Below are 22,376 nucleotides of genomic sequence, written 5' to 3'. Positions count from 1 at the left end.
TCTTCATGTCTGAGCCGCAGGTCGAATCGGTCAAGCTGGATGAACTCAATTGCTGGCGCATCAGCACCGATCAGGCTGAGCTGCTGATCGCGCAACAAGGCGCCCAGGTGATCAGCTACCAGCGTCACGGTGAGCAGCCGCTGATCTGGCCCAACCCGGCCGCCCTCTACAAGCCGGGCAAGGCCGTTCGCACCGGCGTGCCGGTGTGCTGGCCATGGTTCGGCAACCTGGGACGCAATCCCGAGGCGGTGCAGGCCATGCGTACCGCCAGCGACGAGGCACCTGCCCACGGCCTGGTGCGGACGCTGGATTGGGAGTTGCTGGGCATCGAAAATCTCGACTCAGGCATCAAGGTCGAATTGAGCGTGCCGCAGGCAGCTCGGGGCGAATTGCCAGGGTGGCCGCACAAGGTCGAGGTCAGGCTGTACGTGGTGCTTGGCGAGGCGCTGGAGATCACCTTGCACAGTCGCAACCTGGACGACCATCCGGTGAGCCTTAGCCAGGCGCTGCACAGCTACTTTGCGGTGAGCGACGTGCGTCAGGCCACTGTCGAGTGCCTGGGCGGCCTGACCTACATCGAAACCCTGGACGGCTGGCAGCCCCGCCAACAGGCCGGCGTGCTCGGGTTTGCCGGCGAAACCGACCGGATCTACCTGAATACCCCGGCGCAACTGAGCTTCGTCGACCCGGGCTGGCAACGGCGGGTGACCCTCGCCTCCACCGGCTCACGCAGCGCGGTGGTGTGGAACCCGTGGATCGAGCGCGCCACGGCCTTGCCGGACATGGCCGACGACGGTTGGCAGGGCATGCTGTGCATCGAGACGGCGAACGTCTGGGATGACGTGGTGACGCTGGCACCCGGTGCGGCCTGCGCCATGGGTGTGAGGTTTACGGCTTCAGAGCTTTGATATTTGCAGGCAAGTCTGGCCTCTTCGCGGGTAGAAGGCTCGCGAAGAGGCCAGACCTGCAAACTCACAAACTCACAAATCCGACTCCTCCACCACCCGCACTTTCTGCGCATCCAGCGCATAAGCCGCATCGGCCAGGTCGTTGCTGACTTTCTCCACCTTGACCTTGCCCGTGACCCACAACGGCGTGTAGATATCGGCCAGCTTCAGCCCCTTGGGGTAGCGCACAAGAATCAACTGGTTCGGCGGCGGCGGCGGAACGTGAATGCACGCGCCAGGGTACGGCACCAGGAAGAACAGCGTGCTGTTGCCCTTGGCATCGCTTTCCAGCGGAACGGGATAGCCGCCAATGCGAATGTCCTTGCCGTTCATGGCCGCCACGGTCTTGGTGGAATACATCACCGCCGGCAAACCCTTGGCCTGCTTCATGCCGCCCTTTTCGGTGAACGTGCCCTGTGCTTCGGGTGAGTCGTGGTCGATCTCGGGCATCTGCTCCAAGGCCTTCTGGTCAGCCTTGGGCATCAGCTGCAGCCAGTCGGTTTCCGGCAGTTCAGCGTGCGCAGTGGCTGCGGCGAACATGAAGCAGAGCAGTAGAAGTCGGCGCATGGCAGGGCCCAGAGTGGAAAGTCGGCCATTCTAACCACAGCCCAGACGTGACGCAGCCCCCATCGAGGCAAGCTCGAGGGGGGCTGCGGTGCAACCAGTCAGGTACCTGCAGGGCTGCCGCAGGTATCAGGCGCGTTGAATCAACGCTTCTTGCTGACCATGCCGTAGATCACCAGCAGGATGATCGCGCCGACCAGCGCGCCGAGGAAACCGGCACCTTCGCCAGCTCGGTAGATACCCAGCGCCTGACCACCGTAGGTCGCAGCCAGGGAGCCGGCGATACCCAGCAGAATGGTCATGATCCAACCCATGCTGTCATCGCCAGGCTTCAGAAAACGAGCCAGCAGACCAACGATCAAGCCGATGAAGATAGTCCCGATGATTCCCATGATATTCCCTCTGATATGAACAGGCTTGATGCCAAGGTGCGATAGCAGCCTTGGCGTACAGCCATCAGAGGGTTGATGGTCGGCAATGGTTCCTCAACCCTCGATCAGCGCCTGGACTTCGGCGATCTGGCGTTGCAACGTGGCGCGATCGGCACAGCGCACGGTGGCATGACCAACCTTGCGCCCGACCTTGAACGCCTTGCCGTAGTGGTGCAGATGGCAGTCGTCGATGGCCGCGACCTGCGCCACTGCCGGCACTTCGCCGATGAAATTGAGCATGGCGCTTTCGCCGACCTTGGCGGTCGAACCCAATGGCAGCCCGGCCACGGCGCGCAGGTGGTTTTCGAACTGGCTGCACTCGGCGCCTTCGATGGTCCAGTGCCCGGAATTGTGCACGCGCGGCGCGATTTCATTGGCTTTCAAACCACCGTCCACTTCGAAGAACTCGAACGCCAGTACGCCAACGTAGTCAAGCTTCTCCAGCACACGACCAGCGTAGTCTTCGGCCAGCCCCTGCAGTGGATGGGCGGTGCTTGCCACCGAGAGGCGCAGGATGCCGGCCTCGTGGGTGTTGTGCACCAACGGGTAGAAGCGGGTCTCGCCATCGCGTGCGCGCACGGCGATCAGCGACACTTCGCCGGTAAAGGGCACGAAGCCTTCCAGCAGGCACGGCACGCTGCCCAGTTCGGCGAAGGTTCCGGCCACATCATGGGCGCTGCGCAGGACCTTCTGGCCTTTGCCGTCATAGCCCAGGGTACGGGTTTTCAACACAGCGGGCAGGCCGATGCTGGCCACCGCGGCGTCGAGATCGGCCTGGGACTGGATGTCGGCGAACGTCGGCGTCGGCACGTCCAGGTCCTTGAACATGCTTTTTTCGAACCAGCGGTCACGGGCGATGCGCAGCGCGTCGGCACTGGGATACACCGGTACGAATTGCGACAGGAACGCCACGGTCTCGGCCGGAACGCTTTCGAACTCGAAGGTGACCAGGTCGACTTCGTCGGCCAACTGGCGCAAGTGATCCTGGTCGCCGTAGTCGGCCCGCAGGTGCTCGCCCAGAGGGGCGGCACAGGCATCGGGCGCCGGGTCCAGGAAAGCGAAATTCATCCCCAGGGGGGTACCGGCCAGGGCCAGCATGCGGCCCAGTTGGCCGCCACCGATTACACCGATCTTCATGTCAAAGAACCTCAGGCCTGGCGCGGGTCGGGATTGTCCAGAACGTTGTCTGTCTGCTCGGCGCGGAACGTTTTCAGCGCAGTGTGGAACTGCGGGTGCTTGGCGCCCAGGATGCTGGCCGACAGCAGTGCGGCGTTGATCGCGCCGGCCTTGCCGATGGCCAGTGTGGCGACCGGAATGCCCGCCGGCATCTGCACGATGGACAGCAGCGAGTCGACGCCCGACAGCATGGACGACTGCACCGGCACGCCCAGCACCGGCAGGTGCGTCTTGGCCGCGCACATGCCTGGCAGATGCGCCGCACCGCCGGCGCCGGCGATGATCACCTCGATGCCGCGGCTTTCGGCCTCGTCGGCATACTGGAACAGCAGGTCCGGGGTGCGGTGAGCGGAAACCACCTTGACCTCGAAGGGAATACCGAGCTTTTCCAGCATATCGGCGGTGTGGCTAAGGGTGGACCAATCGGACTTGGAGCCCATGATCACGCCAACCAATGCACTCATCGTCGAGCCTCTTCTCTTGGGCGCCCGCAGGCGCGTCAAAAAACAACGAGCCACGCAGGAAGACCGGCGTGGCTCGTTATGCGAATAATGACCGGAACAGACCGGCCGAAGGCCGCGCAGTATACCGCAAGAATGAAGATTTATTGCAGCCATCTCGACCGACCGTCAAACGGCTGCAAAGCGCGGGTTTGTTGACTTTCAGGTCAGTGAAATCGGCGGTGAACGCTTCGCGGCCACTGGCCGCTCCTACAGGAAACACTATGGCTTTGCGTAGGAGCGGCCAGTGGCCGCGAAGGCAGCACCGCCGACTCGAATCAGGCACTGCCCGCCGCCGCACCCTCCAACCGCTTCCACAACAGCCGCACATTGGCCTTGCGCACCAGCGCACAGCGATACACGCGAATCTCCAGCGGCACGTGCCACTGCGGCCCGCCACACACCACCAACTCGCCCCGAGCCAATTCGGCGCGCACGCTCAGGCGCGGCACCCAGGCGATCCCCAGGCCTTCGAGCGCCATGCTTTTCAGGCTGTCGGCCATGGCGGTTTCGTACACCGTGGTATAGCGCAGGCTGCGCTGACGCAGCAGCAGGTTCACCGAGCGCCCGAGAAATGCGCCTGCGGTGTAAGCCAGCAGTGGAATGCTGCCCTCGCCTTCCAGGTCGAACAACGGCTGGCCCTGGGCGTCGCTGGCGCAGATGGGCAGCATCTCGGTGGTGCCCAGGTGCAGCGACGGAAATATCTCCGGGTCCATCTGCATCGCCGAATCGGGGTCGTAGAACGCCAGCATCAGGTCACAGCCGCCCTCGCGCAACGCATGCACGGCATCGCCGACGTTGGTGGCCACCAGGCGGGTCGCGATGGGCAGGCCATCATTGCGCAGTTTCGCGATCCAGCCCGGAAAGAACCCCAATGCCAGCGAGTGCGCTGCAGCCACCTGCATGACCTCGCCCTGCCCGCCCTCCAAGTGATGCAGATGACGCAACACCTCGCCCAGTTGGTCGACCACCGTGCGCGCCGTGACCAGAAACAACTGACCGGCCTCGGTCAACTCGACCGGCGTGCGCGACCGGTTCACCAGCGTCAGGCCCAGCGCAGCTTCCAGGCTGCGGATACGCCGGCTGAACGCAGGCTGGGTAACGAAGCGGCGTTCAGCAGCCTGTGAAAAGCTGCGGGTGGCCGCCAGTGCGCTGAAATCTTCCAGCCATTTGCTTTCCAGGTTCATGTCGGTTCTCGTTTCATGGATTCACCCGCGTGCAACGCCCAGACGCGCTTATGCGATCCCTTGCAGCAGCGGCGCGAGCCGCGTCAGCGAGCGACACCCAGATTACTGGAATACGCCTGATCACCCTTGCGCGTCACATGCGCCATTATGCCGATTATGCATACCCCAGCAAGCATCAGCATTAGCCGCAAATCTGCTACAGGCCTAGCATTGCAAGCATTCCGGCACTTGCCGGGCCTCTACAGAGATTATCTCTATCATGTCCTCCGCTGCATCACTGCGCACTGAAAAAGACCTGCTCGGCGTTCTCGAAGTCCCGGCTGAAGCCTACTACGGCATTCAAACCCTGCGCGCCGTGCACAACTTCCGCCTCTCCGGCGTGCCGTTGTCGCACTACCCCAAGCTGGTCGTGGCCCTGGCCATGGTCAAGCAGGCCGCCGCCGATGCCAACCACCAGTTGGGGCATCTGAACACAGCCAAGCATGCGGCAATCAGTGAAGCGTGTGCCCGCCTGGTGCGCGGCGATTTCCACGATCAGTTCGTGGTCGACATGATTCAGGGTGGCGCCGGTACGTCCACCAACATGAATGCCAACGAGGTGATCGCCAACATCGCCCTGGAAGTCATGGGCCATCAGAAAGGCGAATACCAGTACCTGCACCCCAACAACGACGTGAACATGGCGCAGTCGACCAACGACGCCTACCCGACGGCCATTCGCCTGGGTCTGCTGCTGGGCCATGACGCCCTGCTGGCCAGCCTCGACAGCCTCATCCAGGCATTCGCCGCCAAGGGCGTGGAATTCGCCCACGTGCTGAAGATGGGTCGGACCCAGCTGCAGGACGCCGTGCCGATGACCCTGGGCCAGGAATTCAAGGCCTTCGCCACCACGTTGACCGAAGACCTCAACCGCCTGCGCAGCCTGGCTCCGGAACTGCTGACCGAAGTCAACCTGGGTGGCACCGCCATCGGCACCGGCATCAACGCCGACCCGGGCTATCAGGCCCTGGCCGTTTCGCGCCTGGCCACCATCAGCGGCCAGCCGCTGGTGCCCGCCGCCGACCTGATCGAAGCAACCTCCGACATGGGTGCCTTCGTGCTGTTCTCCGGCATGCTCAAGCGCACGGCGGTCAAGCTGTCGAAGATCTGCAACGACCTGCGCCTGCTGTCCAGCGGCCCGCGTACCGGTATCAACGAAATCAACCTGCCAGCGCGCCAGCCGGGCAGCTCGATCATGCCGGGCAAGGTCAATCCGGTGATTCCCGAAGCGGTCAACATGTGCGCCTTCGAGATAATGGGCAACGACCTGGCCCTGACCATCGCCGCCGAGGGCGGGCAGTTGCAGCTCAACGTCATGGAACCGCTGATCGCCTACAAGATCTTCGACTCCATCCGCCTGCTGCAGCGCGCCATGGACATGCTGCGCGAGCACTGCATCGTCGGCATCACCGCCAACGAACAGCGCTGCCGCGAGCTGGTGGAGCACTCCATCGGCCTGGTCACCGCGCTGAACCCCTACATCGGCTATGAAAACGCCACCCGTATCGCTCGCATCGCCCTGCAGACAGGTCGCGGCGTGCTGGAACTGGTACGTGAGGAAGGCCTGCTCGACGACGCCATGCTGGCCGACATCCTGCGCCCGGAAAACATGATCGCGCCGCGCCTCGTGCCCCTCAAGGCCTGAGCCGGCCGTACGCTCACCAGGTCGAGGGACTAGACACCTCTCACCTTTTGAGGGCTCCGAGAGCAATTTCGGAGCCCTTTTTTTGTGCCGCTGTAACGCCCTGGGTCAAACATCCCACAAGATGAATATGCCCAGTCCTATGCACCAAAAAGCTGCGCGGCCTTACACCTATGGGTATAGTGCCGCCCTTTTGAACTTGACGAGGTAACCCCCATGCTTGAAGTCATCAACGACTTCCTCTCGGGAAAAGTCCTGATCGTGCTTATCGTCGGCCTCGGTGGCTATTTCACCGTGCGCTCGCGCTTCGTCCAACTGCGCCACTTCCTGCACATGTTCAGCGTGTTCCGCGACAGCCTGCGCAACAGTTCAGACCAGCTCAGCTCGTTTCAGGCGCTGATGCTCAGCCTGGCCGGGCGAGTCGGCGCAGGTAACATCGCAGGTGTCGGCATTGCCGTGACCCTGGGTGGCCCGGGCGCGGTGTTCTGGATGTGGGTCACCGCCCTGGTGGGCATGGCCAGCAGCTTCTTCGAATGCACCCTGGCGCAGGCCTACAAGCGCTGCGACCCCGACGGCCAATACCGCGGCGGCCCTTCGTTCTACATTCAGCACGGCCTGGGCAAGCGCTGGCTGGGGATGGTCATGGCGGTGCTGTTGCTGCTGACCTTCGGCTTTGCCTTCAACGGCCTGCAATCGCATGCGGTCACCAGTTCGCTGAACGATGCCTTCGGCCTGTCGACCACCTGGACCGGCGTCGGCCTGGCCGCGTTGCTGGGCCTGGTGTTCTTCGGGGGGATCAAGCGGATCGCGGCGGTCGCCGACCTGCTGGTGCCGGTCAAGACCCTGGCCTACATCGCGGTCAGCCTCTATGTGATCGTGCTGCAGTTCGATCAGGTTCCGGAAATGCTGGCGACCATCGTGCGCAGCGCGTTCGGCCTGGACCCGGTATTCGGCGGTCTGCTCGGCAGCGCCATCGTCATGGGCGTGAAGCGCGGCGTGTTCGCCAACGAAGCGGGCCTGGGCAGTGCGCCCAACGTAGCCGCCGTGGCGCAGGTCGAGCACCCGGTTGCCCAGGGTGTGGTGCAGGCGTTCAGCGTGTTCCTCGACACCTTCGTGATCTGTACCTGTACCGCACTGGTGATCCTGCTGTCGGGCTTCTATACGCCGGGTTTCGAAGGCGATGGCATTGCCCTGACGCAGAATTCGCTGGCCAACGTGGTGGGTGAATGGGGCCGGGTGTTCATTAGTGTCGCCTTGTCGCTGTTCGTGTTCACCTCGATCCTCTACAACTATTATCTGGGCGAGAACAGCCTGCGTTTCCTCATCGGCGACAACCGCAAGGCGGTGCTGGTGTACCGCGCGATCGTGTTGCTGCTGATTTTCTGGGGCGCCATCGAGAACCTCGAGACCGTCTTTGCCTTCGCCGACATCACCATGACCTTGCTGGCCTTCGTCAACCTGATCGCCCTGGCCATGCTGTTCAAGACCGGCCTGCGTCTGCTGCGCGACTATGATGCGCAGCGCAGTGCCGGGATCAAGGTACCGGTGTTCGATTCGCGGCAGTTCGCCGACCTCGACCTGGACCTCAAGGCCTGGCCGGTGCCAAATCCGGCGGCAGCCGATGAAAAGGCCCAGGCACCCCTGCCCGTCCAGCGTTAAGGAGCCTTCTGCATGAGCATCGCATCCCCTGCCCGTCACGTACGGGTGCTGTACACCGGCGGCACCATCGGCATGCAGGCCAGTGCCAATGGCCTGGCTCCGGCTTCGGGCTTCGAGGCGCGCATGCGCGAACAACTCGACGCCCAGCCTGAACGGGTGGTGCCGCACTTCAGCTTCGAGGAGCTGCTGCCGCTGATCGACAGCGCCAACATGACGCCGGCCTACTGGCAGCGGCTGCGCGAAGCTGTGGTTCGAGCGGTGGATGAGCAGAGGTGCGATGCCGTACTGATTCTGCATGGTACCGACACGCTGGCGTACAGCGCAGCGGCCATGAGTTTCCAGTTGCTGGGGCTCGAGGCGCCGGTGCTGTTCACCGGTTCCATGCTGCCGGCCGGGGTGCCCGACAGCGATGCCTGGGAAAACGTCAACGGCGCCCTGGGAGATCTTGCCAGGGGCCTGGAGCCGGGCGTGCACCTGCATTTCCACGGCGAGCTGCTGCTGCCGACCCGCTGTGCCAAAGTGCGCAGCTCGGGCCGCAATCCCTTTGCCGCATTGCGGCGCACGGGTGGCGCCGCCCGGGTTGCACCGATGCCGGCGGCGCTGGATTATCGCCAGCCACGTCAGCCTGCCAACATTGGTGTATTGCCGCTGTACCCCGGCCTCGGCGTGCCGCTGTTGCAGGCGGTTGTCGACAGCGGAGTGCAGGCCCTATTGCTCGAATGCTATGGCAGCGGGACCGGGCCGTCCGACAACGCGGCGTTCCTCGACGCACTGCGGGCAGCCCATGCGCGGGGCATCGTGGTCGTGGCGCTGACGCAGTGCCAGGAAGGCGGCGTCGAACTGGATGTGTATGAAGCCGGTAGCCGCCTGCGCGATGCATGCGTGCTCTCCGGCGGCGGCATGACCCGCGAGACGGCATTGGGCAAGCTGCACGCATTGCTGGGTGCAGGCCTGCCGGTGGAAGAAGTCCGCCGCCTGGTAGAACTCGACCTGTGCGGCGAACTGGCCTGATCGAACCCGCTGCGCGCCCTCGCGCTGCTACAAGGGTTGCGCACATCCCGTAGGAGCGGTCATCGGCCGCGAAACAGGCGCTGCGGTGCTGCTGTCACTCAGCAGCCGGTCAGGCGTTCCACGCGCGCTTCGTTGGGAAAGAACAACGGACGCAGGCGAACGCCGACGCTGTTGCCGATGAACGCTGCGACCAGCCATAGCCAGCCATGCAGGCTGCCAGAGGCGATGCCGCTGAAATACGCACCAATGTTGCAGCCATAAGCCAGGCGCGATCCATACCCCAGCAACAACCCGCCAATCACGGCTGCGATCAGTGACCGGCGCGGGATCTTCAGGCTGGGCGCGAAATGCCCGGCCAACCCGGCCGCCAGCAGCGCACCCAGCACGATACCGATGTCCATGACGCTGGTGATGTCTTCCCACACCGGCGCAGCCAGCGCCTTGGCGTTAGCTGCGGTCTGCCAGAACGCCCAACTGCCCACATCCACGCCCAACCCACTGGCCACTTTCGCCCCCCAAAGCGCGAACGCCGAAGTGATGCCCCAAGGCCGCCCGGCCAGCGCCAGCGTGGCGAAGTTGAGCAGCGCCAGCGCCACGGCACCCCACACCAAGGGCCACGGCCCGCGCAGGAACCTGTTCGAACCAGGCGTCGCCCGCACGTCGGGTGTTTCCAGCGCACCATGCCGACGCCGTTCCAGGCCCACCGTCACCCACGCGATCAGCGCGAACACGCCCAGGCTCAGCAACAGCGCCGGCACCACACCCAGGCTCTTGACGATCGAGATCGCCGGCAACGATGGCAAGGCAAACCACCAGTCCACATGATGGGTCGCAATCAGCGAGCCACAGATGAAGAACAGCAGGGTCACCAGCATGCGCGCGTTGCCCCCACCGACGGTGAACAGCGTCCCCGACGCACAACCGCCGCCCAACTGCATGCCGATACCGAAAATGAAGGCACCGAACACCACCGACAACCCGGCGGGTGCGACCAGCCCTACCACCGGCTGGCCGAACAGGCTGCCTGCACCCAGAACCGGGAAGAACAGCAATACCGCCAGCGCCAGCATGACCATCTGCGCACGCAGCCCTGCGCCTCGGCGATCACGAATGAACACCCGCCAGGCAGACGTGAAGCCGAACGCTGCGTGATAAAGCGTCAGACCCAGGGCCGCACCGACCGCCCACAACAGCACCTGGCGCGAACCTACCGCAGCGGCGAGAAACACCGCGCCGAGCACCAGCAGTGACACCGCCACCAACGGCGCACCCAGTGCCCGCCGCGGGGCAACAGAAAAAGTCGAACTCATGGCAGCATCCGAATAGAGAGACAAGACAGCGCAGCAGTATAAAACCTAAAGCCACGTGTTGATGCTTCTCTGCGACCACAGCGACTTCAGGCCGCAGGCGATCTGTGCCAGGAACCCGCAGGATTTTGTGAACAACCTTCTTGCAACGTTCCCTCGACGCACCGGTCAGAAACTATCCAACACCTGCTGAACAAGCCATTTCACTGTATGTAATACCAGACACTCTGCTTCTTCTGTGGATAAGCCTGTGCATAACCAGGGGTATAACCCTGTGGATACCTGTGTGGATAATCTTCATGACGCACTTGGATGCACAGGCTCGTACAAGATGCCAAGATGAGGGTCACGACTCACCGGAGCTCGACCATGTCCGACCTTGCAATTCGTCCTGTCAGCGCAGCCGATCATTCTGCCTGGCTGAACCTCTGGCAGGCCTACCAGCGTTTCTACCAGACCGACATCCCCGAAGCCGTGACCCAGGTCACCTGGCAGCGCATGCTCGACGATGCCGAACCCATGCACGCCGCGCTCGCTTGGCGCGACGGCGTGGCGATCGGCATGGTTCACTACATCTATCACCGCTCGTGCTGGACCATTGAAAATTCCTGCTACCTGCAAGACCTGCTGGTGGATGCCTCGGCACGCGGCGCAGGCGTGGGTCGCCAGTTGATCGAGTTCGTCTACGCAACCGCCAAGACCGCCGGCTGCGCCAAGGTGCACTGGCTCACCCATGAAACCAACAGCACCGCCATCGGGCTGTACCGGAATATCGCCGAGCAGCCCGGTTTCATCCAATTTCGCAAGCCACTCTAGGAGCTGCCATGCCCACATCCGCCTCCGCATCCGACTGGAAGCCCGTCAAGGCACCCGTGGCGACCACCATGAACGGTCGCTTCATCCGCCTGGAGAAACTCGACCCCAAGCGCCATGGTGAAGACCTCTGGGAAGCCCTGCAGGGGCCGCAGTCCGACGCACAGCTGTGGGACTACCTGCCCTACGGCCCGTTCAACGACCTGGAGTTGTTCTACATCTGGCTCGACGGCTATGCCATCAGCAACGATCCGCTGGGCTTCTGTGTGGTCGATCAGCTCACCGGCAAGGCCGAAGGCATCCTCAGCCTGATGTCCATCGTGCCGGCGCACGGACGCCTGGAAGTCGGCCACGTGGCCTTTGCCGCCTCCATGCAGCGCACGCCCAAGGGCACCGAGGCGATCTACCTGGCGCTCAAACTGGCATTCGGTCAGGGCTATCGCCGGGTCGAATGGAAGTGCGACAACGCCAACAAACGCTCGCGTCGCGCCGCCGAGCGCGTCGGTTTCAGCCTCGAAGGTGTGTTCCGCCAGCACATGGTGGTCAAGGGTCGCAACCGTGACACAGCGTACTTTTCCATCACCCACACTGAGTGGCCGGCAATCGAGGGCGCGTTCGAGGGCTGGCTGGCGGTGGAAAACCAGCCTTCCTCCGGCCAGCTCAAACCTTTGGAACAGTTTCGTGTCGCCGTTTGAATAATTCTGTAAAGACCAGAGGCTATACAGGACGACCTCACTGCCACCAGGTCGTCCGCTCATGCCGTACTCTCCGCACCGTCTTGCCCTTGCCATCGCTCTGCTCGCTCTGGGCACGCCGGTGTCGGCGGTTTTCGCCAAAGACCTGCAGATCGTTACCACCACCCAGGCAACTCAAAGCCTCAGCGATACCGATCGCCTGACCGTGAGCAAGGGCGGGAGCATCACGGCCAGTGCCGAGGCAATCAAGCTCAAGGGTTCGGCGCCGGGCACCGGCGTGGTTGTGGATAACTCAGGCCGACTGATCTCCACTGCCGATCGAGCGATCGACAGCTCCAGCACCGGCGCCGTGCGCAACTACACCGTGATCAATCGCGCCGGTGCGCTGATTCAAGGCTCGTCCGATGCCTTTCGCATCAAGGACGATTTCAGCCGTGGCACCATCGTCATCGACAACAGTGGCACGCTGCGCTCGCTGAACAAGCGCGCCATCGATCTGGAAGCCCTGGAAAGCGCTGGCATTGCCACCACCCTCGACAACCGCGCCGGCGGGTTGATCCGCAGCGAAAAGAACGACGCGATGAAAACCGGCATCAATGCCACGATCATCAACCACGGCGAGATATCCACAGGCGACACCTTCAGCCTCGACGACAAGTACGACGGTATCGACGTGGCCGCGGCCACTGGCGTGTCCGTGTACAACCATGGCTTGATCAGCGGCGGCCGCCACGGCCTGACCACGGATGAAGGTGCGCTGCTGTACAACGAAGGCACGCTGATCGGCCGCAATGGCTCGGGCTACGGTTCGGACGGCAATGGTACGGTGATCAACCACGGCCTGATTTCCGGCGATGTGTCCGGGCTGCAGGCAGTGGGCGACGGCGACGGTGTGGACATCGACTACATCGGCCATATCGAGAACTACGGCACCATTCGCGGCACCGGTGCATCCGGTGCCAAGCCAGGCGACCCGCCCAACGCCAGCGAAGGCATCGCCATGGGTGGCGGTTATATCTTCAATGCGGCAGGCGCCACCATCAGCGGCGCCGACAATGCCATCCTGATCGACGATGGCAGCAATGGCTCGGCCCATGGCGCCACCTATCTGGAGAACCATGGCAGCATCAGCGGGCTCAACGGCTTCGGCGTGCAGTTGAATGGCGCCTTCGCCGACACCGTGATCAACGCCGGCTCCATCGGCGGCAGCAATGGACAGGCGCTGCAAATGGGCGCAGGCGATGACGACTTGACCGTACGCAGTGGTGGTCGCTTCAACGGCATGGTCGACGGCGGCAGCGGCCACGATCGTGTGATCCTGCAAGGCAATGCCGGCGGCAGTTTCGGCAACAGCCGCCACTTCGAAACCCTGGAAGTACAGAGCGGCACCTGGACCCTTACCAGCATCGGTGATTTCAGCGCCGACAGTCGCATAGCCAACGGCGCCACGCTGATCAACCAGGGCAGTATTGCTGGCAACCTCAGCGTTGACCCGGGCGGCGTCTACGCCGGCGGTGGCGCAGTGGGCAACCTGCTCGTCAACGGCACCTTGTCGAGCAACAGCCAGCTGGGCACTGCCTTGGTCAACGGCGACCTGACCCTGGCACGCGGCGCGACGCTGGCGTATGGGGTGAACGCCGATGGCAGCAGTGCGCCGCTGCAGGTCGCAGGCGCGGCCAACCTCGACGGCGCCACCCTGGCCGTTGTCCCGAGCCGTGGCGAATACCCCTGGCAGAGCCGCTACACCGTGCTGCACGCGGGCAGCGTGAACGGTCGCTTCGGTACGGTGACGAGCGACTACGCCTTTCTGACCCCGACCTTGAGCTACAGCGCGACCGCGGTCGACCTCGACTACGCCCGCAACGACATCGCCTTCGCCGACTTCGCCAGCACCACCAATGGCGGCAATGCGGCCCGCAGTCTGGCTGCCGCAAGCAGCGGCACCTTGTACAACGCCCTGCTCGGCACCAGCACCGCCAGCGCAGGGGCGGCCATCGAGCAACTGGCCGGGAGCAGCAACGCCAACCTGGCTGCCGCGACCTTGGCCGGCACCACGCAGGTCGGCAGTAGCATGTTGTCGGCCATGCGCCAGATGGGCAGCGGCAGCGGCCTGCTGGTGGGCCTGGGCGCACAAGACACGCCGGTGCTGGCCGCCAGCGGCATACCTGACCAGGCCCGCAACCTCAACGACCCGAACGCACAGGGCCGTGTCTGGGTCCAGGCCTTGGGTAGCTACGGCAAGCTCGATGGCGAACACGGCAGCGATGGCCTCGAACAACGGACTTCGGGCGCCGTGTTGGGCACCGACTGGGCACTGACCCCGGACTGGCGCGTGGGTCTGCTGGGCGGTTATTCGCGTACCGACCTGGACGCATCCGGCGTGGACGGCAAAATCGACAGCTGGCACGCGGGCATCTATGCCATGCGCCAGAGCGGCCCGCTGGCCCTGCGGTTGGGTGCGGCCTACAGCCAGCATGATGGCAACAGCAAGCGCAGCGTCTACTTCGCCGGTTTCAGCGACCGGTTGCGCGGCGACTACGACGCCGACAGCCAGCAAGCCTTCGCCGAGGTGGGCTACGACCTGGGCAGCGGCCGTCTCAGCGCCGAACCCTTCGCCAACCTGGGCTATCAGCGCTACAGCCGCGACAGCTACCGCGAAAAAGGCGGGGCCGCTGCGCTGGCCGTGGACGCACAGACACAGGACAACTTCACCAGCACCTTCGGCGTGCGCCTGGCTCACCTGAGCCAACTGGACAACGGCATGAGCCTGACGCCGCGTGGCAGCCTGGGCTGGCGTCATGCCTATGGGGACGTCGACAACAGCACCCGGCAGGCGTTTGCCAGTGGTGGCAATGCGTTCAGTGTCGAAGGCAGCGCCCTGGACCGCGACAGCCTGATGGTCGAAGCCGGCCTGGACCTGGGTGTCAGTGCGCGGCAGAGCGTCGGCATCGGTTACACCGGCGAGCTGGGTAGCAACAGTCGCAACCATGCTGTGGTCGGCCAGTGGCAGATGTGCTTCTGATCAGTCTCGCGGCTGCCGGGTGGACAAAAAAAAGGGGGCCACCCGGCCCCCAGAGGAAAACCTTGAAACCTGAGGTCAGCCCTCGATCTCGATCAGTATCTCGCCGGGGTTCACGCGGTCCCCCTTGGCCACGTGGATCGCCGTGACCTTGCCTGCCACACCGGCCTGGACCTCGGTTTCCATCTTCATTGCCTCGGTGATCAACAGCGCCTGGCCGGCCTTGACCGAGTCACCCAGCTTGACCAGCACATCGACGATATTGCCGGGCATGGCGGTGCTGACATGGCCCGGTTCGCTGGCCTGCTTGCGTTTGCCGATACCGCCGCCGACGAACTCGTTCAACGGCTCGAACACCACCTCTTCGGGCATTCCGTCGATGGACAGGTAGAAGTGCCGCTTGCCTTCGGCCTTGACCCCGACACCGGTGATGTCGACTCGATAGCTCTCGCCGTGCACATCGATGACGAACTCGGTCGGTACGCCCTCGCCGCTGCGCGCAGCCTGGGTGCCCGCTTCAGGAATCGGCAGCAGCACCTCGGGTACCAGGGTCCCGGCGGCGCGCTCTTCGAGGAACTTGCGTCCGATGTCGGGAAACATGGCGAAGGTCAGCACATCTTCCTCGGACGTGGCCAGCTCGCCGATGTCCTTGCGCAGCTTGTCCATCTCCGGCTTGAGCAGGTCGGCGGGACGTACGTCGATGACCTCCTCGCTGCCGATCGCCTGGCGCCGCAGTTGTTCGTTGACCTTGCCCGGCGCCTGGCCATAACCGCCTTGCAGGTACAACTTCACTTCGTTGGTGATGGTCTTGTAGCGCTCGCCGGCCAATACGTTGAAGAACGCCTGGGTACCGACGATCTGCGAGGTAGGCGTGACCAGTGGCGGGAAGCCGAGGTCTTCGCGCACCTTGGGGATCTCGGCCAGCACCTCGTTCATGCGGTTCAGCGCACCCTGCTCCTTGAGCTGATTGGCCAGGTTGGAAATCATCCCGCCGGGCACCTGATTGACCTGCACTCGAGTATCGACCGCGGTGAATTCGCTTTCGAACTGGTGGTATTTCTTGCGCACGGCATAGAAATACAGGCCGATTTCCTGCAGCAACTCCAGGCTCAGGCCGGTATCGAATTCGCTGCCCTTGAGCGCCGCGACCATCGACTCGGTGCCCGGATGGCTGGTGCCCCAGGCGAAGCTCGAGATGGCGGTGTCGATATGATCGGCGCCATTTTCCACGGCCTTGAGCTGGCACATCGCGGCCAGGCCGGCCGTGTCGTGGCTGTGGATGAACACCGGCAGCGACTGCTCGGCCTTCAACGCCCTGACCAGTTCGCCGGTCGCATAAGGCGTCAGCAGGCCCGCCATGTCCTTGATCGCCACCGAGTCGCAGCCCATGGCTTCCATCTGTTTGGCCTGAGCCACGAACGCGGCCACGGTATGCACCGGGCTGGTGGTATAGGCGATGGTGCCCTGGGCGTGTTTGCCGGCTGCCTTCACGGCCTCGATGGCCACGCGCAGATTACGCACGTCGTTCATGGCATCGAAGATGCGGAACACGTCGATACCGTTGTCGGCCGCCTTGGCCACGAAGGCCCGCACCACGTCATCGCTGTAATGCCGGTAGCCGAGCAGGTTCTGCCCGCGCAGGAGCATCTGCAGGCGCGTGTTCGGCAGCGCCTCGCGCAGCTTGCGCAGGCGTTCCCACGGGTCTTCCTTGAGAAAGCGCACGCAGGCATCGAAGGTGGCGCCGCCCCATACTTCCAGCGACCAGTAACCCACCCGGTCGAGCTTGTCGCAGATAGGCAGCATGTCTTCGGTGCGCATGCGCGTGGCCAGCAAGGACTGATGGGCGTCGCGCAGGATGGTGTCGGTAACGAATATGCGCTTGGAAACGGGCGTATTGGACATTGTTGTGTTCCTCACAGGCCGGCGTGGGCGGCGATGGCGGCGGCGATGGCCAGGGCCAGCTCTTCGGGTTTGCGCTTGATCGAGTACTGGGTCAGCTCGGGGTGGCTGTCGACGAAACTGGTATTGAACTGGCCACTGCGAAACTCGGGGTTGCGCAGGATTTCCTGGTAGTACGCCGCAGTGGTCTTGATGCCTTGCAGGCGCATGTCATCCAGCGCGCGCAGGCCGCGGTCCATGGCCTCTTCCCAGGTCAGCGCCCAGACCACCAGCTTCAGGCACATGGAGTCGTAGAAGGGCGGAATGGTGTAGCCGGTATAGATCGCCGTGTCGGTGCGTACGCCCGGCCCACCGGGCGCGTAGTAGCGGGTGATCTTGCCGAAGCTGGGCAGGAAATTGTTCTTCGGGTCCTCGGCATTGATGCGGAACTGCAGGGCAAAGCCGCGGTGCACGATGTCTTCCTGCTTCACCGAAAGGGCCAGCCCCGAGGCGATGCGGATCTGTTCACGGACGATGTCGATGCCGGTGATTTCCTCGGTGATGGTGTGTTCGACCTGCACCCGGGTGTTCATCTCCATGAAATACACCTCGCCTTCGGCGAGCAGGAATTCCACGGTGCCGGCGTTCTCATAACCCACCGCCTTGGCCGCACGCACCGACAGGTCGCCGATGTAGGCGCGCTGCTCGGGGGTCAGCTGCGGGCTGGGCGCGATCTCGATGAGCTTCTGGTTGCGCCGCTGGATCGAACAGTCGCGCTCGAACAGGTGCACCACATTGCCGAAGCTGTCACCCAGGATCTGTGCTTCGATGTGCTTGGGATTGACGATGCATTTTTCCAGGAACACTTCGGCCGAACCGAAAGCCTTGGTCGCTTCGGAAATCACCCGCGGGAACGCCTGCTCCAGCTCCTCGCGGCTGTTGCAGCGGCGAATGCCGCGCCCGCCGCCGCCGGAAGTGGCCTTGAGCATGACCGGGTAGCCGATGCGTTCGCCCTCCTCCAGCGCTTCGCGGATGTCGGCCACGTTGCCCTCGGTGCCGGGCGTGACCGGCACGCCCGCCTTGATCATGCTGCGCCGGGCTTCGGTCTTGTCGCCCATGCGGCGGATGACCTCGGCCGACGGGCCGATGAACTTCACCCCGCGCTCGGCGCAGATATCTGCCAGCTCGGCGTTCTCGGAAAGAAAGCCATAGCCTGGGTGCAAGGCATCACAGCCGGTTTCCACCGCCAGGTTCACCAGCTTGCGTGGGTTCAGGTAACCGGCCAGGGGCTCGGCACCGATGCTGTGGGCTTCGTCGGCGCGCTTGACGTGCAGCGCGTGACGATCGGCTTCGGAATAGATCGCGACCGAACGAATGCCCATTTCGGCGCAGGCTCGTACGATACGTACGGCAATCTCACCTCGGTTGGCGATCAGGATCTTTTTTATCACTTGGAATTTCCTCGACCGATGAATCCATTCGGGTCGGTGCGTGGCCGACCCTTTGGGTAACCAGTTGTTTCCTGGTCGCCCCTGCAAGCTAGCGCGGCATGAGGATTAATAAAAATAAATCTTTGTTAGGTTACATATTAGCCAAAGCTTATAGTTGACGGACTGCCCACCGGAAATTGGATTGAGAAATGCGTAAGTCATTGATGCGCTTGACGTTGCGCCAGCTACAAGTGTTCAACGAAGTGTGCGACCTGCGCTCCTACAGCCGTGCGGCGGAAGAAATGTCGCTGACTCAACCCGCGGTCAGCCTGCAGATTCGTCAGCTGGAAGAACTGGTGGGTCAGCCGCTGTTCGACTACGTGGGCAAGAAGCTCTACCTGACCGAGGCAGCCGAAGCGCTGCAGGCCGCCAGCCGGGACATCTTCGGTCGTCTGGAAAACCTCGACATGCAGCTGTCCGACCTGCAGGGCTCGCTGCAGGGGCAGCTCAAGCTGGCGGTCGAATCCAGTGCCAAATATTTCACGCCGCACCTGTTCGCCGCCTTCCGCACGCTGCATCCGGAAGTCAATCTGCAGCTCACGGTGGTCAACCGTGCGCAGGTGATTCGGCGTTTGAGTGACAACCGCGACGACGTGACCATCATGTCGATGGTGCCGCAGGACATGGGGCTGGACTTCATGCCCTTCCTCAACAACCCGATCGTGGCGGTGGCGCCGCCCGAGCACCCGCTGTGCCGGGCGCAACGGGTGAACCTGCAGGACCTGCAAGCCTATACCTTGCTGGTACGCGAACAGGGCTCGGGCACGCGACGAGCGTGCGAGGAATATTTCAAGGAAAAGCGCGTGCATTTTGCGCAGACGCTGGAGGTGTCTTCCGCCGAGGCTCAGCGTGAATGCGTGATTGCAGGGCTGGGCCTGGCACTGCTGACACGCCACGCCGTCGCCAGGGAATTATCCACAGGCACGCTGCGTGAGCTGCGTGTGGAAGAGCTGCCGTTGCAGCGCAGTTGGTGCGTGGTGCAGGCCAAGGCACGGCGTCAGTCGCCAGTGGCATTGGCCTTCGCCGCATTCATCCGCGCCGAACGTGCGCAGATCACGGCGCTGGTCGAGCGCTTTGCCGGGAACCCGCCGATGCCGCCTGCCAATAATTGAGCTCGGCATCGTCGCCGATTTCCTGGAGCAAGCGACGCTGCTCGGAATAGCTCTCGATCGCGCGGCGAAACTCCATGCGGCGCTGATCCTCCTGCTGACGTTTGGTACGGGTAGCGCTGTTGCCCTGCGGTTGCGAGCCATCGAAGTAACGAGCCATTGCGTGTCTCCCAGTTCGAGTTCGGGAGTACAGGGTGGCGTGGCTATGTGAAGGTTTGGCGACGAGGCGGTGAACATCGGGTTAAACCCGAAGCGGCCGATCAGTCCTCGTGGGCCTCGTGAGCCTTCAAAGACTTGGGCGACAGGCGCAGGCTGCGCAGACTGCGCTTGACGCTCTTCAAGTGATTGACCAGGTCTGGGCCGCGGGCCATTGCCACGCCCATGGCCAGCACGTCGATCACCACCAGGTGGGCGATGCGGGAGGCCAGCGGGGTGTAGATCTCGGTGTCTTCATGCACGTCGACCGCCAGGTTGACCGTCGCCAGTTCCGCCAGCGGCGTCTGCCCCGGGCACAGCGAAATCAGGGTGGCGCCGGTTTCACGCACCAGGTTGGCGGTGATCAGCAGGTCCTTGGAGCGCCCGGATTGGGAGATGCACACGGCCACGTCGGTTGGCTTCAGGGTCACCGCCGACATGGCCTGCATGTGCGGGTCCGAGTACGCCGCCGCCGTCAGCAGCAGACGGAAGAACTTGTGCTGGGCATCGGCCGCCACCGCGCCCGATGCGCCGAACCCATAGAACTCGACCCGCTGCGCGGTGACCATGGCGCTGATCGCCCGCTGCAAGGCCTCGGGGTCGAGCTTCTCACGCACTTCCATCAGGGTGTGCAGGGTGGTGTCGAAGATTTTCAGGCTGTAGTCGGCCACCGAGTCGTCTTCGTGGATGGCGAACTGACCGAAGCTCGCTCCCGCCGCCAGGCTTTGCGCCAGCTTGAGCTTGAGGTCCTGAAAACCGGTGCAGCCGATCGCGCGGCAGAAGCGCACGATGGTCGGCTCGCTGATGCCCACGCTGTGCGCCAGGTCGGCCATGGAGCTGTGCATCACCGCCGCAGGGTCCAGCAGCACATGCTCGGCAACCTTGAGTTCGGATTTGCGCAGCAGGTGGCGAGACTGGTCGATGTGTTGCAGCAGGTTCAAGGGACAGCTTCCGCTAAAGGGGTCGAAGGGCCGGGATGTAGCTGACCTGCAGTTATACTACAGGCCTCTGTGATCGCCCAGTTAAACGTCTCAGCAAGGGTGATCGTTTGCCGATTCTGACGCTTTGCGAATGCCAGTGGCACCAGACGAATCTCACCCCTGCAGCCCCTCGCCCAGGCTAGGGGCTGTAAGCGATACGCGCAGAGACGTCCGTCAGCAGAACAATGGTCTGGTGAATTTCACCTCGAGCATTTCGCACACCGATCAGTTGTAACCATTGACGATACTGCTCCCCATCCAGTCGCGTCTCCGTGAGCACTCCCTGCCATGCGCCCTCGGCGTCCATGGCGTGCTGGATCGATGTCGCGCACCGACGTGCATCGCGGCTGCAAGGCAGTTGCAACCAGGCTCGGCCGCACACCTGATCTGCCGCCAGACCGGTAATGCGGCTGAATGCCGGATTCGACGTCAACACCTTGTACTGAGCATCGAGTACCAGGATGCCTTCACTCGAGTTGTCGAACACCAACCCTGCCAACTGCAACTGGCCGCTCAACACGATGTCGCGGCTGGCATCGCGGCGGGTACCGACCATGCGCAGGACACTGCCATCCGCCGCACGCTCCACGGCCCGACCGTGGTCTTCGATCCACAACCAGTGGCCTTCGTGGTGGCGGATGCGGTACTGCACCAGGTAGTCGTCGCTGCGCCCCTTGAGGTGGTCGATCATGGCGCGCTTCACCCGCGGCACATCCTCAGGGTGCATGCGGGGGCGCAGTTGCTTGAGCATTGCCTGCATGAATTCCGGCTCCAGGCCGAACAACTCCTTGAGTTGAGTGTGGTAGACCTCGTCGGTGCTCAGGTTCCAGTCCCAGAGCCCCAAACCGCTCGCCTCCAGGGCCAGGGCCAGACGCTGCTCGCTCTTGCCGAGCGCCCGATTGGCCTGATCCAGTTCACGACTGCGCTGCTGCACGCGAGTTTCAAGCTGCGCATGGGCTTGAGCCAGTTGCTGCTGGGCCTCGCGACGCTGGCCCACCTCGGTGGTCAGGGCTTGGTTCAAGCGCTCGCTGCGGCTTTGCGCCAACTGCAGGGTTTCGATCAGTTCCTGATTGCGGAAGCGCCGCAACAGGCTGCGGTTGGTCAAGCGGTTGACCTGCCAGGCCACCACCAGCAACGCGCCCAGAAAGATCAGTCCGAACCAGCCCCAGCCGCGTTGGGCGCCATCGTTCCATACGAACAGGTAGGCGGTGGGCGGCAGCAGGCACGGCAGGGTATAGGCAAGAAAGGCCGGCAGGCTGACGGCGTAGGCGACGCTGGCTGACAGTGTCGCCGCGCCCAGCAGGCCGAACACCCAGGCCTGTTGAATGAGGTTGTCCTCCGAGACCAGGGCAATGGCCGCCGCTGCCAGCGTTGCGCCGCTGACGGCCGAACCGACGATGAACATGCGCCGCCAGTGCCCCTGCGCCTGCCGATCGGGCATGGCCGCATCGAACGCCGCCACCTGGATGACCCGTCCGGCCACCAGCAGCAACAGCCACAACAACCCGATGCTGACCCCCAGGTAATGCTGCGGAGTCCATAGTAGCCAGGCGCACAGGCCGCCGTTGAGCAGCATCAGCAAGGTCGGCAGCAACGAGCCCTGGTACAGCAGGCGCGTGCGCTCGGCGGCCAATTGCGCGGCGTAGCGCTCCTGCAGGGCCTGCTGCTCCAGGGGCGAGTCCAGCGGGTTGAGGTTCGGCGTCATGGGCAATGTGCTTGTCGTGATGTGCCATC

The 22,376-nt window shown here is 63.6% G+C and carries 18 protein-coding genes and 1 pseudogene; 8 read left to right on the top strand and 11 right to left on the bottom strand.

Annotated elements, in window-relative coordinates:
* Nucleotides 1-5 precede the first annotated feature (5 nt).
* The gene (locus tag IFT98_RS15010) at nucleotides 6-908 is read left to right on the top strand and encodes a D-hexose-6-phosphate mutarotase (protein WP_192050208.1); all 903 of its coding nucleotides are present in this window, start codon (nucleotides 6-8) and stop codon (nucleotides 906-908) included.
* Nucleotides 909-980: 72 nt separating this feature from the next.
* On the opposite strand, the gene IFT98_RS15005 is transcribed toward IFT98_RS15010, so the two are convergent.
* The 5 genes from IFT98_RS15005 to IFT98_RS14985 all read right to left on the bottom strand — a co-directional run bounded on the left by IFT98_RS15005 (nucleotide 981) and on the right by IFT98_RS14985 (nucleotide 4,805).
* Nucleotides 981-1,514 (bottom strand): DUF3299 domain-containing protein, encoded by a 534-nt coding sequence (locus tag IFT98_RS15005; protein ID WP_192050210.1) that lies wholly within the window; start codon nucleotides 1,512-1,514, stop codon nucleotides 981-983.
* Nucleotides 1,515-1,654: 140 nt separating this feature from the next.
* On the bottom strand, nucleotides 1,655-1,903 hold the full coding sequence (locus IFT98_RS15000; RefSeq protein WP_122479992.1) for a GlsB/YeaQ/YmgE family stress response membrane protein: 249 nt from the start codon (nucleotides 1,901-1,903) through the stop codon (nucleotides 1,655-1,657).
* A 93-nt stretch (nucleotides 1,904-1,996) separates the two neighbouring features.
* The gene (locus IFT98_RS14995) at nucleotides 1,997-3,079 is read right to left on the bottom strand and encodes a 5-(carboxyamino)imidazole ribonucleotide synthase (protein WP_192050212.1); all 1,083 of its coding nucleotides are present in this window, start codon (nucleotides 3,077-3,079) and stop codon (nucleotides 1,997-1,999) included.
* 11 nt (nucleotides 3,080-3,090) lie between these two features.
* Nucleotides 3,091-3,582 carry a 5-(carboxyamino)imidazole ribonucleotide mutase gene (purE, locus tag IFT98_RS14990; protein WP_122479994.1) on the bottom strand — a complete coding sequence of 164 codons (492 nt, stop codon included), beginning with the start codon at nucleotides 3,580-3,582 and terminating at the stop codon, nucleotides 3,091-3,093.
* Nucleotides 3,583-3,896: 314 nt separating this feature from the next.
* On the bottom strand, nucleotides 3,897-4,805 hold the full coding sequence (locus IFT98_RS14985) for a LysR substrate-binding domain-containing protein (RefSeq protein ID WP_192050214.1): 909 nt from the start codon (nucleotides 4,803-4,805) through the stop codon (nucleotides 3,897-3,899).
* 259 nt (nucleotides 4,806-5,064) lie between these two features.
* Here IFT98_RS14985 and IFT98_RS14980 point away from each other — a divergent pair, with 259 nt between their 5' ends.
* The 3 genes from IFT98_RS14980 to IFT98_RS14970 all read left to right on the top strand — a co-directional run bounded on the left by IFT98_RS14980 (nucleotide 5,065) and on the right by IFT98_RS14970 (nucleotide 9,156).
* On the top strand, nucleotides 5,065-6,489 hold the full coding sequence (locus IFT98_RS14980) for an aspartate ammonia-lyase (RefSeq protein ID WP_122479996.1): 1,425 nt from the start codon (nucleotides 5,065-5,067) through the stop codon (nucleotides 6,487-6,489).
* Between the two features lie 213 nt (nucleotides 6,490-6,702).
* Entirely contained in the window at nucleotides 6,703-8,145 is a 1,443-nt protein-coding gene (locus IFT98_RS14975; RefSeq protein ID WP_185794650.1) for an alanine/glycine:cation symporter family protein, read from the top strand.
* A gap of 12 nt (nucleotides 8,146-8,157) precedes the next feature.
* Nucleotides 8,158-9,156 (top strand): asparaginase, encoded by a 999-nt coding sequence (locus tag IFT98_RS14970; protein WP_192050216.1) that lies wholly within the window; start codon nucleotides 8,158-8,160, stop codon nucleotides 9,154-9,156.
* 98 nt (nucleotides 9,157-9,254) lie between these two features.
* On the opposite strand, the gene IFT98_RS14965 is transcribed toward IFT98_RS14970, so the two are convergent.
* Nucleotides 9,255-10,466 (bottom strand): YeeE/YedE family protein, encoded by a 1,212-nt coding sequence (locus IFT98_RS14965; RefSeq protein WP_192050218.1) that lies wholly within the window; start codon nucleotides 10,464-10,466, stop codon nucleotides 9,255-9,257.
* Nucleotides 10,467-10,832: 366 nt separating this feature from the next.
* Between IFT98_RS14965 and IFT98_RS14960 the strand changes: the two genes are divergently transcribed.
* From IFT98_RS14960 to IFT98_RS14950, 3 genes are all read left to right on the top strand, one after another.
* The gene (locus tag IFT98_RS14960; protein WP_192050220.1) at nucleotides 10,833-11,279 is read left to right on the top strand and encodes a GNAT family N-acetyltransferase; all 447 of its coding nucleotides are present in this window, start codon (nucleotides 10,833-10,835) and stop codon (nucleotides 11,277-11,279) included.
* 8 nt (nucleotides 11,280-11,287) lie between these two features.
* Nucleotides 11,288-11,971, top strand: coding sequence for a GNAT family N-acetyltransferase (locus IFT98_RS14955; RefSeq protein WP_192050222.1), 684 nt, complete (start codon nucleotides 11,288-11,290; stop codon nucleotides 11,969-11,971).
* Nucleotides 11,972-12,032: 61 nt separating this feature from the next.
* Entirely contained in the window at nucleotides 12,033-14,993 is a 2,961-nt protein-coding gene (locus tag IFT98_RS14950) for an autotransporter family protein (RefSeq protein WP_192050224.1), read from the top strand.
* A 75-nt stretch (nucleotides 14,994-15,068) separates the two neighbouring features.
* Here IFT98_RS14950 and oadA read toward each other — a convergent pair whose 3' ends face one another.
* Together oadA and IFT98_RS14940 are read right to left on the bottom strand one after the other, a co-directional pair.
* Nucleotides 15,069-16,892, bottom strand: coding sequence for a sodium-extruding oxaloacetate decarboxylase subunit alpha (oadA, locus tag IFT98_RS14945; RefSeq protein WP_192050226.1), 1,824 nt, complete (start codon nucleotides 16,890-16,892; stop codon nucleotides 15,069-15,071).
* Between the two features lie 11 nt (nucleotides 16,893-16,903).
* Nucleotides 16,904-18,319 carry an acetyl-CoA carboxylase biotin carboxylase subunit gene (locus tag IFT98_RS14940; protein ID WP_122480004.1) on the bottom strand — a complete coding sequence of 472 codons (1,416 nt, stop codon included), beginning with the start codon at nucleotides 18,317-18,319 and terminating at the stop codon, nucleotides 16,904-16,906.
* Nucleotides 18,320-18,507: 188 nt separating this feature from the next.
* On the opposite strand from IFT98_RS14940, the gene IFT98_RS14935 reads away from it, so the two are divergent.
* Complete coding sequence (locus tag IFT98_RS14935) at nucleotides 18,508-19,470, top strand: LysR family transcriptional regulator (protein ID WP_122796694.1); 963 nt, start codon at nucleotides 18,508-18,510, stop codon at nucleotides 19,468-19,470.
* Here IFT98_RS14935 and IFT98_RS14930 read toward each other — a convergent pair.
* The 3 genes and pseudogenes from IFT98_RS14930 to IFT98_RS14920 form a co-directional block, all read right to left on the bottom strand.
* Nucleotides 19,412-19,627, bottom strand: a complete 216-nt coding sequence (locus IFT98_RS14930) for a PA3496 family putative envelope integrity protein (protein WP_122716067.1) — start codon at nucleotides 19,625-19,627, stop codon at nucleotides 19,412-19,414. The two genes, IFT98_RS14935 and IFT98_RS14930, sit on opposite strands and share 59 nt — an antisense overlap.
* 100 nt (nucleotides 19,628-19,727) lie before the next feature.
* Nucleotides 19,728-20,603 carry a transcriptional regulator HexR gene (hexR, locus tag IFT98_RS14925; RefSeq protein WP_122480007.1) on the bottom strand — a complete coding sequence of 292 codons (876 nt, stop codon included), beginning with the start codon at nucleotides 20,601-20,603 and terminating at the stop codon, nucleotides 19,728-19,730.
* Nucleotides 20,604-20,799: 196 nt separating this feature from the next.
* Nucleotides 20,800-22,347: pseudogene (locus IFT98_RS14920) on the bottom strand (PAS domain-containing protein); the annotation flags it as partial.
* Between the last annotated feature and the right edge of the window lie 29 nt (nucleotides 22,348-22,376).

This window comes from Pseudomonas sp. CFBP 8770, from assembly GCF_014841705.1.
Lineage (GTDB): Bacteria > Pseudomonadota > Gammaproteobacteria > Pseudomonadales > Pseudomonadaceae > Aquipseudomonas.
Note: the sequence above shows the minus strand (reverse complement) of the source record. Positions and strands in the feature narration are given on the sequence as shown.